The organism is Alkalicoccus halolimnae, from assembly GCF_008014775.2.
Classification (GTDB): Bacteria; Bacillota; Bacilli; order Bacillales; family Salisediminibacteriaceae; genus Alkalicoccus; species Alkalicoccus halolimnae.
In genome coordinates, this window is record NZ_CP144914.1 from 2,963,775 (window position 1) to 2,978,363 (window position 14,589).

A 14,589-nucleotide genomic window follows, 5' to 3' on the forward strand; every position below is an offset into this window, starting at 1 on the left:
ACCAGGATCTGCTTTCTAATAACGAAGATCCCGGTTGAAAAAACATTTATTTACTCTCTGATTGTTTACCGGCCGGCTCTTTCAGTTTCCAAGCCAGCAGGTCCCTTAGAAATTCAGGCATATAATAAGTTTTGGATGCCAGCTCTGTCACAAAAGGGTACAGATGACTGAAAGTAATTAAATCAGGTACTGCTACACTGTAATATCGTTTCGGATCGATTCCGGCTCCATAGGTCTCCACATCTTTCATAGAACTCGTCGTCCATTCCTCCGAAGCGTAAAGCGTAAGTCCGAGAACCTTCCCACGAAATCCGTAACCTTTGAGCGGGTAATTGATCATCGTATTATCATTGGACTGCTTCATTAGATGGTACAAATCGCTGCCGCTCATGGAAACTTTCGCCGGATTTATCGGGTGGGGGCAAATTTCATGGATATGCCGTTTCGTAATATCCCCTGCTGGAAGTCCTTTCAGCAGCAGACCGGAATTAACCATCGCTACATCCGCTTCACACCACTCCCGCAGAGCGTCCGCAAGAAGCAGGACAAGCGGAGATGGTTCATACCAGGAAACTTCAAGACCTTTAGGAAGGGTCGTAATTACTTCATCCATAAACGGCAGGGCGCGTTTTTCCACTTCTTTCAAAAGAGTGTCAGTCGCTTTGTCCCTGTTTCTCTTATTCACCTCATGTGTCTGTATATGGGCCACATAAGGCTCATTTTCCGCATCAACTGTTACTTCTCCCACGTGGGAGCCGGATCTGCCGCATTGATGAAGCCACGACTTATTTACTCTTTCTCCACCGTTCAGTACGTGATGAGTGTGCGCTCCAAGAATAAGATGAATATCCGGAAATTTATCCGCCATCTGCTTGTCCAGTCTGTATCCAAGGTGAGACAAGCAGATAATGAAATCGGCGCTTGCTTTCATTTCCGGAAGCAGTCCGTCGATTTCTTTCAGCGGGTCTGTAATGTGCCAGCCGAGTTCTTCATAAAAGGCATAGAAAGGATAGGTGACCCCAATTACTGCTGCTTTTTTACCATTTGACAGTGGATATATTTTCCACGGACTGCACCAGTCAGGCCGACCTCCGTCCTTATTAAACAAATTGGCGAGCAGAATGTCAAATTCCGCATTATCATAAAGCGAATTAAGATCTTTTTTAGCCATCGTGATTCCTTCATTATTGCCTATCGTTACCGCTTTATAGTTCATTGCGTTAAGCAGGTCTGTATTTCCTTTTCCTACAAGTCCTTCTGTCAGCACGTGCATCCGGTCGCTATGATCGCCGATATCAAATAGCAGCACGTCATGACCCAGCTTCTCGGCCTGCCTCCGCTGTTTTTTCACTATTTCTGTTACTGCAGACCACTGCTCCAATTCGCTATGTAAATCGTTCGTATGCAGAACGGTAAGTGTATTCATGCGGCAGTCTCCTCTCTATCCATTGAAACCATCAAAAATAAGCCTGATTCCTATAATTACAAGTACGATGCGAAGCGCCAGAACGATCGTTTCATTTTTCATACGGCTGTTAATCCAGGCTCCTATTTTCCCTCCGAACCAGGCACCTGGAATAAGTGCCATGGCATAAAACCAATCTACATTACCGAGTGCGATGTGGGAAACGGAGCTCACTGCGGCAGATAAAAAGACGAGAAACATCGAAGTAGCCACAGCAATATGTGCGGGAAAAGCAAACAGAATAATCATCGCCGGGACGATCAAAGATCCTCCTCCAATACCGAAAAGTCCTGAGAACATACCTACAAAAAAAGCGATGCCTATCGCAAGGGATGGCTCGTACCCATATTCTCGCTGTGAGCCATCGCTTTCCTGAAAGGTGCGTTTTATGCCTCTTTTTCTAAGAGGCACCGGCTTTATTTTATTACGGATGAGCAGAATAAAAGAAACTAGAATGATGAAAAATCCAAAAGCGATCAGAAACCGCCCTGCATCTATGCCGTTATTCAGCCATACACCGAACAGAGCTCCGGGTCCGCTCCCGATAAAGAAAATCAGACCGCTTTGAAAGTCTACCTTTTTCTGTTTCATATAGGCCAGTGTAGAAGAAAGTCCGGTAAATATCATAACAAGCAGCGAAGTCCCTACAGCAACCTGAGGAGTAATTCCTTCAAATATCCCCGTGAAGCCGCCTAATACCATGAGAGCAGGAACGATAATGATTCCTCCACCGAGCCCCATAATACTGCCGACAATTGCTGCTGCAAGCCCTAAAAAAACAAGTAATATCCATTCCATAACTGATAAGCCCCTTCAGCCCTTTTCATTTTATCTGCCTTTAGTCCCCGCTGAACAAATCCAACTGCTTCGGAGCAAGACCGGTATATTCCAATCCCAGCATCTGAATAAATTTTTTCGCATTGCCAGCTGCGTGTCCACCTGAATTGTTGTTGAAAACAACCGTTACTTTTTTGCTCTCTGCTGCAATTTTTTTGACCTGCTCTGCCAGTTCAGAAAGTTCCTTCTCTGAATAATCATACAGATAACGGACACTGCGCCACTCCTCGCCTTGAACCGGCTTCTGCCAAGCTGCTTTATTTCTCCCATGCAGCCTGATGAACGTGTGGTCCGGCTCCGTCACGACAGGAACAAACGGTACGGATTTCTCTCCAATCTGCGGTTCATCGACTACGGTGTGGATCCATTTATCCTGCTTCATATAATCGATCGTCCGCTTTTTAAATTCCTCCTCATACCATGATTGGTGGCGGAATTCGAGAGCAGCCGGAAATTCCCGAAGCTCTTCCCGGATCCACTTAATATACTGTACGTATTTCTGCTGGCAGTCATACCACGGAGGGAACTGACAGAGAACCGTACTCAGTTTACCGGCTTCAAGCATCGGCCGGAATGTTTTCCTGAAAGCTTCCAGCATTTCCTCCTTTGAATCAAATGGGATTTTACCGCGCTGATGACCGGTCATTCCCTGATACGCTTTTACTACAAATTGAAATGAGTCTGGTGTTTCTCTCAGCCATTTCTGAACGGAGGACGCGGGAGGGATCGCATAAAAAGAGGCGTCAAGCTCCACTACGGGAAAGTGGGCAGCATACGTTTCCAGTTTGGATGCAGAAGAAGGCAGTCCTTCATAAAGTGTATGATGATCTCCCCAGCCAGTAAGCCCAATCACTATATTATCGCTCATGGTACGTCCTCCTTCTTGTAGGATCTGCCTGAACACCAGCAGGCCTTCCGTCAACAAACAGTCAGTAATTCAGTATAAGATTCAATTTCAAAAATTGAAACCATTACCTTTTAAAACGAATCAGTTCAGGGACCTTCGCTCCAGATGAGGTCTTTTCCGACAGCTTGCATTCAGCTTCATTTTTTTTATAAACAGAAGAATTTTAAAGGGATAACCAGATTATTTTTCGTTTATATGTCAAAAAAGCACCTATTAAATTGATTTATATGTATACAAAACCTTTTACCCTGTTTCTGCGTTCAGGACACATTAATCTGTATGTGTGTTTATTAAAAGAAAAGCTGCCTTGAAAATAAAGCAGATAAACGCGCGCTTTCGTTTCCATGTGGACGCTTTCCGCTGCCGTCTCTGCCTTGTCACTGCTTTCTATCTTCTTGATTCAACCAGCGGGCTTTCTGTATTTAAAAATCAAAACGAAGCGGAGTTTTCTATATGTATCAGCATTAAACTTTAAGACAGCTAAAAGAAAAGCGAACCCGCTTTGCGCGAGTTCGCTCTCATCCTGATTTATTAACCGATCGAACCTTCCATCTCGAACTTGATGAGACGGTTCATTTCGACCGCATACTCCATCGGAAGTTCTTTTGTAAATGGCTCGATGAAGCCCATAACAATCATTTCTGTTGCTTCCTGCTCGGAAACACCGCGGCTCATAAGATAGAAGAGCTGCTCTTCTGATACTTTTGATACCGTCGCTTCATGTTCAAGCGAAATGTTATTGTTAAGAATTTCGTTGTACGGAATTGTATCTGATGTGGATTTGTTATCCATAATCAGCGTATCACACTCAATGTTGGAGCGGGACCGCTCTGATTTACGTCCGAAGTGAACGATACCGCGGTACGTTACTTTACCGCCGTGCTTGGAGATCGACTTCGATACGATGGAAGACGAGCAGTCCGGAGCAAGGTGCGTCATTTTTGCGCCTGCATCCTGGTGCTGTCCCTTCCCTGCGATTGCAATGGAAAGAACGTTTCCACGAGCTCCACGGCCTTTCATGACAACAGCTGGATATTTCATCGTCAGCTTGGAGCCAATGTTCCCGTCGACCCATTCCATCGTTGCATTCTCTTCCGCTACTGCACGCTTCGTTACGAGATTGTATACGTTCGGCGCCCAGTTTTGAATAGTTGTATAACGGCAGTAGGCATCCTTTTTAACGATAATTTCCACAACTGCACTGTGAAGAGAGTTCGTTGTATAAACCGGCGCTGTACAGCCTTCTACATAATGCACCGAGCTGCCTTCATCAGCAATGATCAGCGTACGCTCGAACTGTCCCATATTTTCTGAGTTAATACGGAAGTAAGCCTGCAGCGGCGTATCACTTTTCACGCCTTTTGGAACGTAGATAAACGAACCGCCCGACCATACAGCCGAGTTAAGAGCTGCGAACTTGTTGTCGGATGGAGGGATCACTTTACCGAAGTGCTCGCGGAAAATTTCTTCATCTTCCACCATCGCAGAATCAGTATCTTTAAAGATAATTCCCTGTTCCGTTAATTCTTCTTTCATATTGTGATAAACTACTTCAGACTCATACTGGGCGGAAACACCGGCGAGGTATTTCTGCTCCGCTTCCGGAATTCCAAGTTTATCAAACGTATTTTTAATCTCTTCCGGTACTTCATCCCATGAACGCTCGGACTTCTCAGAAGGCCTCACATAATAAGTGATTTCGTCAAAGTCCAGATCCGAAATATCTCCGCCCCATGTCGGCATCGGCATTTTATAAAACTGCTCCAATGACTTCAGACGGAAATCAAGCATCCACTGAGGTTCCTCTTTAATTTTGGAAATTTCACGGACAATATCTTCCGTCAGACCTTTTTTTGAACGGAAAACAGAAACGTCTTTATCTGAAAATCCATATTGATAGTCTTCCATTTCCGGCATTTGTTTTGCCATATGAAACCCTCCTTCATAAATCTTACAGAGGCATCTGCCTCACTGTCTTTTATTTAAAAACGAATGTGCATCTTCAGGTGATGGTTTCATTCTACATGAATAAAGCTTTTTTTACAAAGTTTGAAAGTTTATTTCTCTTCTTCGAGCCCCTGCTCCATTGCTTTCCAGGCGAGAGTGGCGCATTTAATACGTGCAGGAAATTTCGTTACTCCCTGCAGGGCTTCAATATCCCCCATATCAAGTCCGGCAGGGTCGATTTCTTTGCCAAGCATCATATCAGAGAAGAGGGAAGACATCCGAAGAGCGTCTTCCACGGAGAGACCTTTAACCGATTGAGTCATCATAGAGGCAGAGGAAAGACTAATCGAACATCCTTCGCCATTAAATTTCGCATCGGCTATTTTCCCGTCCTCTACTCTCATCTGCAGCTGAATGCGGTCACCGCACGTAGGGTTGTTCATATCAACCTTCAGCGCGTCGCCTTCCAGCTCCCCGAAGTTGCGCGGAGTTTTATAATGATCCATGATTACCTGCCGGTAAAGTGTGTCTAACTGATTACCCAAAGACATCTCCGAAATACTCCTTTGCTGTTTGTAATGACTCAACGAACTTATCAACATCCTGCTCGGTATTATACAGATAAAAGCTGGCACGGCAGGTCGCTGTAACATTAAGCCACTTCATAAGCGGCTGGGCACAGTGATGACCGGCTCTAACTGCTACTCCCTCTGAATCGAGGACAGTCGCCAAATCGTGCGGATGCACGTCGTCGGCATTAAATGTCACAATGCCGGCTCTGTCCTCAGGTCCGTAAACCGTCACGCCGTCTGCGTGTTCAAGCTTTTCCAATGCATACCTGGCTAGTTTTCGTTCGTGAGCTTCGATATTTTCAAGTCCAGTTTCTTCCAGGAAATCGATGGCGGCTCCGAGGCCTACTGCACCGGCGATAATCGGAGTACCTCCTTCAAACTTCCACGGAAGTTCTTTCCAGGTGGAATCATACAAGCCGACGAAATCAATCATTTCTCCGCCGAACTCCACCGGTTCCATCCGGTTAAGCAGTTCTTTCTTTCCGTAAAGGACACCAATCCCTGTCGGACCGCACATCTTGTGGCCGGAAAAAGCGTAAAAGTCCGCGTCCAGATCCTGTACATCCACTTTCATATGAGGAACTGCCTGTGCTCCATCCACTACCATAACTGCGCCTTTTTCATGAGCAGCTGCGGTAATTTCTTTTATCGGATTGACAGTTCCGAGAACGTTGGAGACCTGCATGACGGAGACAATTTTTGTCCTGTCCGTAATAGTACTGCGGACGTCTTCCATTGCAATCGTCCCGTCTTCCTGGAGAGGAATATATTTTAATTCCGCACCGACAGCTTTTGCCAGCTGCTGCCATGGAATAATGTTGCTGTGGTGCTCCATTGGAGTAATAACAATTTCGTCACCCTGCTCAAGATTGTCCCTGCCGTAGCTTGAAGCAATTAAATTAATTGCAGTCGTCGTACCGCGGAGGAAAATGATCTCTTCCATACTGGAGGCATGAATGAAGCGGCGGACTTTCTCACGCGCTCCTTCATAACCGTCTGTCGCCATCGAACCGAGCGTGTGGACTCCCCGGTGTACATTTGAATTATAGCGCTTATAATAGTCTTCCACCGCTTCGATAACCTGAAGGGGCTTTTGGGAAGTGGCAGCACTGTCAAGATATACGAGCGGATGACCATTAACTTCCTGATTTAAAATGGGAAACTGACGGCGGACATCCTGTACGTTCATTTAATACACTTTCCTTTCGATCAGTTCATAAAGCTGCTTTTTAACCGAGTCAATCGGCAGTGCACCTACGACCGGCTCAAGGAAACCGTGAATAATTAAACGCTCTGCTTCCTGACGGGAAAGTCCACGGCTCATCAGATAAAACATCTGCAGAGGATCGATCTTGCCTACAGAAGCTGCATGGCCCGCCGTTACGTCATCTTCATCAATCAAAAGAATCGGATTGGCATCGCCGCGCGCCTTTTCGCTGAGCATCAATACACGCTCTGTCTGTTCTCCATTGGCTTTAGTCGCACCTTTAATAATCTTGGAAATACCGTTGAAGATGGACGTTGCTGATTCTTTCAGCACCCCGTGCTTAAGAATCTGGCCGTCGGTATCTTTACCGTAGTGCACGACGTTAGTCGTAAAGTTCTGAACCTGTTTACCGCGGCCGATGGATACACTTTTCGTATCGCCATATGAACCCTGACCGTGAAGGTAAGTTGTATTTTCAGAAACGGTATTACCGTCATTCATTAAACCGAGAGCCCAGTAAAGCTGAGCGTCGCGGCCGTTGACCTGTCCACGGCGGTTTACATAAGTGGTAACCGAATCAGCCAGGTTGTCCACTGCACCGAATCGTACTGTGGCACCATCGCCCACATATACTTCCGCTATAATATTAGCTGTCGACTGCTCACCGGAGCCTTCGCTGAGATAGTTCTCAATATAAGTTAAAGAACTGTGTTCTTCCGCTACGATAAGCACGTGGTTAAAGAGACCGAAGTTACCTTCATGAGCAAAAATAGCCTGAAGAGGAGCCTGTACTTCTACGTTTTTTGGAACATAGATGAAAGTACCTCCATTAACAAGCGCTGCGTGTGCAGCTGTCAGACTGTTCTCATTTGCAGAAATCGCATCCTGCATGAAGTACTTCTGTACAAGTTCTCCGTGATCCCGGAGAGCAGATTCGATATCTGTGAAAATAACGCCTTTTTCCTGAAGTTCTGCCTGAGCAGCCAGGTACGTTGTTACGCCGTTTTTCTGCGTCAGCAGATTTTCTATTTTATCTTCTTCTCCTACAAGTGTGCGGACCGCATCGGAAAGCTCTGCATAAGAAGAAGTTGCTTCTGCGTTTGCATCATAGGAAAAGGAAGTAAAATTCCATTTCGTAATTTTCGTTTTGTCCGGATTTGGCAGTTCCAGTCTGCCTGCTTTTGACAAAGCATCGAGACGCATATCACTGAACCACTTCGGCTCCTGACGGCCTTTTGAAAAGCTCTGAAGCTGTTGTTCATTTATTGGAAAGGTTAATTCTGTTGCCATCTTCGCATCCTCCTTCTACAGCTTATTTCTGTCCTACTCTCTCATCTTCAATACCGAGTTCGTCCTTAATCCAGTCATACCCGTTTTCTTCAAGCTTCTGGGCAAGCTCAGGACCACCGGATTTCACGATTCGTCCCTGCATCATAACGTGGACGAAGTCCGGCTTAATGTAGTTAAGAAGACGCTGGTAGTGAGTGATGATCATGCAGCCGAAATCTTCACTGCGGAGTTCATTAATGCCTTTTGCTACAACTTTCAGAGCATCAATATCAAGACCGGAGTCTATTTCATCCAGAATAGCCATTTTCGGCTCAAGCATAAGAAGCTGCAGAATCTCATTCCGCTTCTTCTCGCCGCCGGAGAAGCCTTCATTTAAATACCGGTGCTGGAAAGACTGGTCAATTTCAAGTGTTCCCATTTTATCATCAATTTTACGGATAAACTGCATAAGTGAAACCTGATTGTCCTCATCACGGTCAGCATTCATCGCTGAACGGATAAAGTCCGCATTCGTCACTCCGGAAACTTCACTTGGATACTGCATAGCAAGGAAAAGTCCTGCACGTGCACGCTCGTCTACTTCCATATCAAAAAGGTCTTCTCCGTTAAATGTTGCTTCCCCGCTTGTAACTTCATACTTCGGGTGCCCCATAAGTGCGGATGCCAACGTCGATTTACCTGTTCCGTTCGGCCCCATAATAGCGTGAATCTCTCCACCCTTTACATCTATGCCAAATCCTTTTAATATCTCCGTATCTTCAATCGATACGTGAAGATCTTTTACACTCAAGCTTGGTTTAGTCATGAATCATACCTCCATATTTTTTGAAAGTTAGTCTATACGCATGTTATAATATACCGCGTAAAAACAGGCAGCAGAATCACTCCCCGCTCCACGTTTCATTATAACATACAAACCTTCAATAGATTCTTAAATTATTCTCATTCTAATCTTATCTTATATGTATAATGAGTTCAAGCCATACACTTAATTCTTTTGTTTAAGCTTGGTACACAGGCACTTTTTACGTATTTTCAATTATTTGGATGATTCTTTCCCCTTCTTCCTTATTCTCAATAGGAAGTTTTTTTTGAATCTAAATGAGAATGAATCTTAATTAGCACAAGGGAAGTGCGCGCACGTCATTTCTTAGCCGGTATACTTTTTGCCACCATTCTTTTTTTAGGCTGCTCTGAAAATATCACAAAAAAAACCGGCAGGCACTCTGCCGGCCGGTTATGTTAAGTACTTATCCATGCTGTAGTTTTTCTACGATTTTCTGACACTGCTCGTATTCTTTCTGACGGCTCTCTTCTACTTTAAGCCGGTTTTCAAGTCTACGATTGTACTCCCCGTATCCCATTCCGTGTGAAGAATGCATCGCTTTTTCCATTTCAGTAGTCGTTTTCGTATCAATCTGATGGATAGTAAATCACTTTCCTCTCGAGTTTTTTGTCCGCATTTGCATCGGATAAGTAATATATTAGCACTTCATCCTTTGTGAACCAATTCTCATTCAAAGTCATATTGTCTGATAATTCAGCTTTTTTCCCATTCATGAATTATCAAATAACTGTACTCTTTAATTTGGGCTGTTTCCTCCCGTATTCTCCCTAATGCTCCAGACCGACAAATTTAAACCTCCGTTACCTTTCCTTTTCTACCGATTATTGCATCCTGTTTCTACTGAAATCAGAGGGTCTCTCCCTGTTTTAAGGATGCCTCCCGTGAAGGGAAGTAAGTTCAGCCAGACCAAAAAATAACAATACAACAAAAAAGCTGACCTGAGGGGATCAGCTTCTCAGTGTATATACCAGTTCTTCGTGCTTCTGTTTAAGCAGCCGTTCTTTTCTTTCCTGCGCTCATGGAAAGGCGGAAAACGCTGCTCCATTGGGCTGGCTGTGCAGACAAACTGCATTTGTCTGCATGTTCAGGTTAAAAAAGAGGCTGACCCTGTCAGGCCAGCCCCCTCAGCTTAATATTTTTATTCTTCTACAGGTACAACGGCACCTTCATAATTCTCTTCAATAAACCCACGGACATCTTCTGAACGTAGAACATCTACAAGAATATCCAGACGCTCATCGCCTTCATCTTCACTGTTAGCTGCGATAACGTTGACGTATGGGTTATCACCATCTGCCGACTCCATAGCTATTGCATCTTCGAGCGGATTAAGTCCTGCATCAAGCGCATAGTTTGAATTGATCAGCACAGCATCCCCTTCATTGTTTTCGTAAGCAGTAGGAAGCAGTGCAGCCTCAACATTATCCTGGAAATTAAAATCGTTTGGATTCTCAGCTATATCGTCGATAGTCGCATTGATTCCTGCCTCTTCTTCAAGAGTAATCAACCCTTCTTCTTCAAGCATCATCAAAATACGGCCGTGATCGGCAACGGAGCTGCTCATGATAATTTCCGCTCCCTCAGGAAGAGCATCAAGGGAATCATATTCCTGGGAATAGAGACCGATCGGCTCAATGTGAATGCCGCCTTTATTAACAAAATCATAGTCGAATTCCTCCATCTGTGACTCCAGATAAGGAACGTGCTGAAAGTAGTTTGCATCAAGCTCCCCTTCGTCGAGAGACTGGTTAGGAAGGATATAGTCATTGAACGTAACAATTTCAAGCTCTACCCCTTCTTCTTCAAGAAGGGACTCGGAGTATTCCAAAATTTCAGCGTGAGGAACGTTGGAAGCGCCAACTGTAAGTGTTTCAAAATCCTCAGAAGCTTCATTCCCGTTGTTTTCATCAGCTGTATTATTATCTGTTGACTCGTTGTCAGTTTCTTCTGTTTCTGCGGCATTGTTTGTTTCTGCGCTGTTATTTGTTTCTCCATTGTTTCCTGTACCATTATTTGTTTCTTCACCGTTGGTGCCGCAGGCTGCTAGAAAAGCCGCTGTTGCTGTAATTGCTGCAATCTGTACTGTCTTCTTCATATTTAAATCCCCCTGTTATGATAATTATCTTTTATCTAATTTATTCGTAATATAATCGCCGATAAACTGCAGAATAAAGACGATTATGAGTACGACAATTGTTGCTGTGATTGTTATTTCCGGATTGTTGCGCTGAAATCCGTCCCGGAAAGCGAGATCTCCAAGACCGCCTGCTCCAATTACTCCTGCCATCGCCGTGTAGCTGACTAGAGCAATGGCCGTAACCGTAATTCCTGAAACTAGTGCAGGCATAGATTCGGGAAGCAGCACTTTCATAATAATCTGCTTGTTCGAAGCTCCCATCGCTCTGGAAGCTTCCACAACTCCTTTATCTATTTCTCTTAAGGCAATTTCCACCATACGTGCGTAGAAGGGTGCCGCCCCGATGATCAAGGCAGGAAGAGCTGCTGATGGTCCGAGCATTGTCCCTACAAGAGTACGTGTAAACGGAATAAGCAGAACGATCAATATAATAAAGGGAATGGAGCGGAATATGTTTACGTAAGCTCCAATAATAAAATGAGCTGTTTTATTCTGCCAAAGCTGTCCTCTATCTGTTAAAAAGAGAAACAGTCCAAGAATAATACCTATCAAAAAAGTAAATATGAGAGCAGCCACCGACATATACACTGTTTCCAGCGTAGCTTCCCACATATTCGCCCAGTTTATTTCTCCAAACATGGCTGAAGCAAGGATGTTATCCACCGTGAATCACCTCCACTTCCACCTGTTGAGCACGTATAAAGGATACTGCATCATTTACAGGCGTATCTTCGCCAGTAATACTTACAAAAAGCGAACCGTAAGATCCATGCTGCGTCTGCGAAATTTTCCCTTGAAGGATACTTACATTCACATCAAAATTCCGAACAATATCCGTAATAAGAGGGCGCTGGGCATCCCCGCCTACGAAAGTCAGCTGCAGCACGCGGCCGATGTCCTGGTTATCGAAGAGATGCTTTAACGCTTCTTCAGTTTCTTCAGGCTCCGTAACCTGTTTTACAAATTCTTTCGTCATATTCTGCTGCGGACGCCGGAATATATCCAGCACGTCACCTTGTTCCACAATTTTACCGTTCTCCATCACCGCTACCCGGTGACAGATTTTTCTTATGACGTGCATTTCGTGAGTAATCAGGACGATCGTGAGTCCCAATTTTTTGTTTATATCGACAAGAAGATCGAGGATTGAATCTGTTGTTTTCGGATCCAGAGCGGAGGTTGCCTCATCACACAAAAGCACCTGTGGATTATTAGCAAGTGCTCTGGCAATACCTACACGCTGCTTCTGCCCCCCGCTGAGCTGAGCTGGATAAGAACCACCTCTTCCTTCCAGTCCAACCAGCCGGACTAATTCCTCGACCCGTTTTTTCTGGTCCGCTTTATTTACCCCTTTGATCTCCAGTGGAAAAGCGATATTTTCTGATACTGTCCGGGACCATAGAAGATTAAAGTGCTGGAAAATCATACCGATTTCCTGCCTTGCTTCACGCAGTTTCTGACTGGACATGCCATTCATTTTTTTTCCTGCAACTTCCACATTTCCCGAAGTCGGAGCTTCCAGCATATTCAGCATACGTATAAGCGTACTCTTTCCTGCTCCACTGTATCCGATAACTCCAAAAATTTCTCCTTTATCGATCGTTAAATCGATGTCATCGACAGCTGTTACTTTTCCATCTTTCGTTTGAAACACTTTTCCAATTTTCGAGAGCGTAATCAAGGTGGCAGCTCCTTTCTATAGATAAAAACCATTAAAATTAATTATTCCTATCAGCTTAGTTAGTTTAACGCACAAAAGGATTCAAGGAAAAAAAGCTGTAAAAAAACCTTTCTCCCCATGATGAGTAGAAAGGCCTGCTGAATAAAGTCTTCCTTCTCATCTGCTGAAGGCGTACCTTCATAGGAATTGGCACCTTCAAGACCTGTGTCTCGCGGTTGCCGGGTTTCATCGGGCCCATCCCTCCACCTCTCTCGATAAGAAGATATTTAGTTTTCTTTTTTAGTCTAAGACGGATATTATCACTCGCTTTAACCATTGTCAACTTAAAGATATTACTGTCTGAATACCCATCAAAGAAGAAAACGCTTACTATTTTGGCTGCTTTAAAAATGGCTCTCTTGAAAATATTTTCAAGAGAGCCATCAAAAAACTAAGTTCTGTTAAAGCTTTAGTTCTTACGCACGTTTGGGGAAAACAAACTATATCTGACAAAAAAGCTGCTTTAACCCTTAAAACTTCTCTCGTTTAAGCTTGGCCCACCAGCTTTTAAAGTAAAGTTATCTTCTGTCATCGTAAGCCGGAAAGACAAGTTCCCCTTTTTCGCGTAAGAATCAAGTCTGTTGTTGATATATATAAGAAAACTTCGCTTCAACCCGGCAGGCGAAGAAAAAAGAGCCGCGGGCAATCCAATAACAACACGGAGCTTTAACAGAGCCAAAAACTAAAACTGCCGGAAAAATGATTTCCCGGCAGTTCCAATATGATACGTGAAGATTACTCTTCGTCGATCATTTTTTTATAAGCGTCCGCATCCATAAGGTTGTCCATTTGGCTCTTATCGGAAGGTTCGATAACAATCATCCATGCTTTTTCGTGAGGTGATTCGTTCACAAGCTCTGGAGAATCTTCCAGCTCTTCATTAATTTCCACCACTTTACCACTTAGTGGTGCGTACAGCTCCGAGACCGTTTTAACAGACTCTACACTTCCGAATGGATCTTCCGCCTGGATTTCGTCGCCTACTTCCGGCAGTTCAACAAAAACGATATCTCCAAGCTCTGCCTGTGCAAAGTGAGTAATGCCGATCCGTACATTTCCGTTTTCTTCTTTTACCCATTCATGCTCTTCTGAATACTTAAATTCCTTAGGTACACTCATCGTATGGATCCCTCCATCTATTATATTGGGTCGTACTTTTCCTGCCCTCTTCTTATGTAACCGGCAGTGAAGCGCTGTCTCTTTTACTATAATACATCGCGCTTCCTTCCTGCAACCGCTGCCCGCTATTTCCAGGCAGTTTCGTAAGCTTCTTCTTTAAATCCAACCGTCACATTTTCGCCGTCGTAAGCAATCGGACGTTTAATAAGCATGCCATCCGAAGAGAGCAGTTCCAGAAGCTCATCGTCGGAAGCCGTTCCTATTCTTTCTTTAATATTCAGCTCCCGGTATTTCTTCCCGCTTGTATTAAAGAATTTCTTAATCGGCAGACCGCTTTTTTCTTGAATTTCCTTCAGCTGCTTTTTATCAGGCGGATGCTCTGTAATATCAATTTCCTCAAAGTTCACCTCATTTTTTTCCAGCCACTTTTTTGCTTTCTGACATGTACTGCATTTAGGGTACTGATAAAATTTAATTTCCAATGAAACCCCTCCTTCTTTCGTTATTTTACCTTTTCTTTTCATTCTCCGCACGGGTGTTG

General features: G+C 44.3%; 13 protein-coding genes and 1 riboswitch. All 13 genes read right to left on the minus strand.

The window, feature by feature from the left end; translation table 11 throughout:
- Nucleotides 1–46: 46 nt before the first annotated feature.
- The 13 genes from FTX54_RS13730 to FTX54_RS13790 all read right to left on the minus strand — a co-directional run bounded on the left by FTX54_RS13730 (nucleotide 47) and on the right by FTX54_RS13790 (nucleotide 14,530).
- Nucleotides 47–1,426 carry a bifunctional metallophosphatase/5'-nucleotidase gene (locus FTX54_RS13730; protein ID WP_147804302.1) on the minus strand — a complete coding sequence of 460 codons (1,380 nt, stop codon included), beginning with the start codon at nucleotides 1,424–1,426 and terminating at the stop codon, nucleotides 47–49.
- Nucleotides 1,427–1,441: 15 nt separating this feature from the next.
- Nucleotides 1,442–2,263: a sulfite exporter TauE/SafE family protein gene (locus tag FTX54_RS13735; RefSeq protein ID WP_147804303.1), complete on the minus strand. Its 822-nt coding sequence runs from the start codon at nucleotides 2,261–2,263 to the stop codon at nucleotides 1,442–1,444.
- 40 nt (nucleotides 2,264–2,303) lie between these two features.
- A complete protein-coding gene (locus FTX54_RS13740; RefSeq protein ID WP_147804304.1) occupies nucleotides 2,304–3,170 on the minus strand; it encodes a DUF72 domain-containing protein in 867 nt (288 codons plus the stop codon).
- 570 nt (nucleotides 3,171–3,740) lie between these two features.
- On the minus strand, nucleotides 3,741–5,138 hold the full coding sequence (sufB, locus tag FTX54_RS13745; protein ID WP_147804305.1) for a Fe-S cluster assembly protein SufB: 1,398 nt from the start codon (nucleotides 5,136–5,138) through the stop codon (nucleotides 3,741–3,743).
- A gap of 128 nt (nucleotides 5,139–5,266) precedes the next feature.
- On the minus strand, nucleotides 5,267–5,707 hold the full coding sequence (gene sufU / locus FTX54_RS13750; RefSeq protein ID WP_147804306.1) for a Fe-S cluster assembly sulfur transfer protein SufU: 441 nt from the start codon (nucleotides 5,705–5,707) through the stop codon (nucleotides 5,267–5,269).
- A complete protein-coding gene (locus FTX54_RS13755) occupies nucleotides 5,694–6,917 on the minus strand; it encodes a cysteine desulfurase (RefSeq protein WP_147804307.1) in 1,224 nt (407 codons plus the stop codon). Before FTX54_RS13755 ends, sufU begins: the two co-directional genes overlap by 14 nt.
- On the minus strand, nucleotides 6,918–8,225 hold the full coding sequence (gene sufD / locus FTX54_RS13760; protein ID WP_147804308.1) for a Fe-S cluster assembly protein SufD: 1,308 nt from the start codon (nucleotides 8,223–8,225) through the stop codon (nucleotides 6,918–6,920).
- A 22-nt stretch (nucleotides 8,226–8,247) separates the two neighbouring features.
- Nucleotides 8,248–9,030, minus strand: coding sequence for a Fe-S cluster assembly ATPase SufC (gene sufC, locus FTX54_RS13765; RefSeq protein WP_147804309.1), 783 nt, complete (start codon nucleotides 9,028–9,030; stop codon nucleotides 8,248–8,250).
- 1,180 nt (nucleotides 9,031–10,210) lie between these two features.
- Entirely contained in the window at nucleotides 10,211–11,167 is a 957-nt protein-coding gene (locus tag FTX54_RS13770; RefSeq protein WP_147804310.1) for a MetQ/NlpA family ABC transporter substrate-binding protein, read from the minus strand.
- A gap of 24 nt (nucleotides 11,168–11,191) precedes the next feature.
- Nucleotides 11,192–11,848, minus strand: a complete 657-nt coding sequence (locus FTX54_RS13775; protein WP_147804388.1) for a methionine ABC transporter permease — start codon at nucleotides 11,846–11,848, stop codon at nucleotides 11,192–11,194.
- 16 nt (nucleotides 11,849–11,864) lie between these two features.
- Entirely contained in the window at nucleotides 11,865–12,890 is a 1,026-nt protein-coding gene (locus FTX54_RS13780) for a methionine ABC transporter ATP-binding protein (protein WP_147804311.1), read from the minus strand.
- A gap of 153 nt (nucleotides 12,891–13,043) precedes the next feature.
- A riboswitch (SAM riboswitch) is annotated at nucleotides 13,044–13,151 on the minus strand.
- A 513-nt stretch (nucleotides 13,152–13,664) separates the two neighbouring features.
- Nucleotides 13,665–14,048, minus strand: coding sequence for a glycine cleavage system protein GcvH (gene gcvH / locus FTX54_RS13785; RefSeq protein ID WP_147804312.1), 384 nt, complete (start codon nucleotides 14,046–14,048; stop codon nucleotides 13,665–13,667).
- 125 nt (nucleotides 14,049–14,173) lie between these two features.
- Nucleotides 14,174–14,530 (minus strand): arsenate reductase family protein, encoded by a 357-nt coding sequence (locus FTX54_RS13790; RefSeq protein WP_281285252.1) that lies wholly within the window; start codon nucleotides 14,528–14,530, stop codon nucleotides 14,174–14,176.
- Nucleotides 14,531–14,589: the final 59 nt, after the last annotated feature.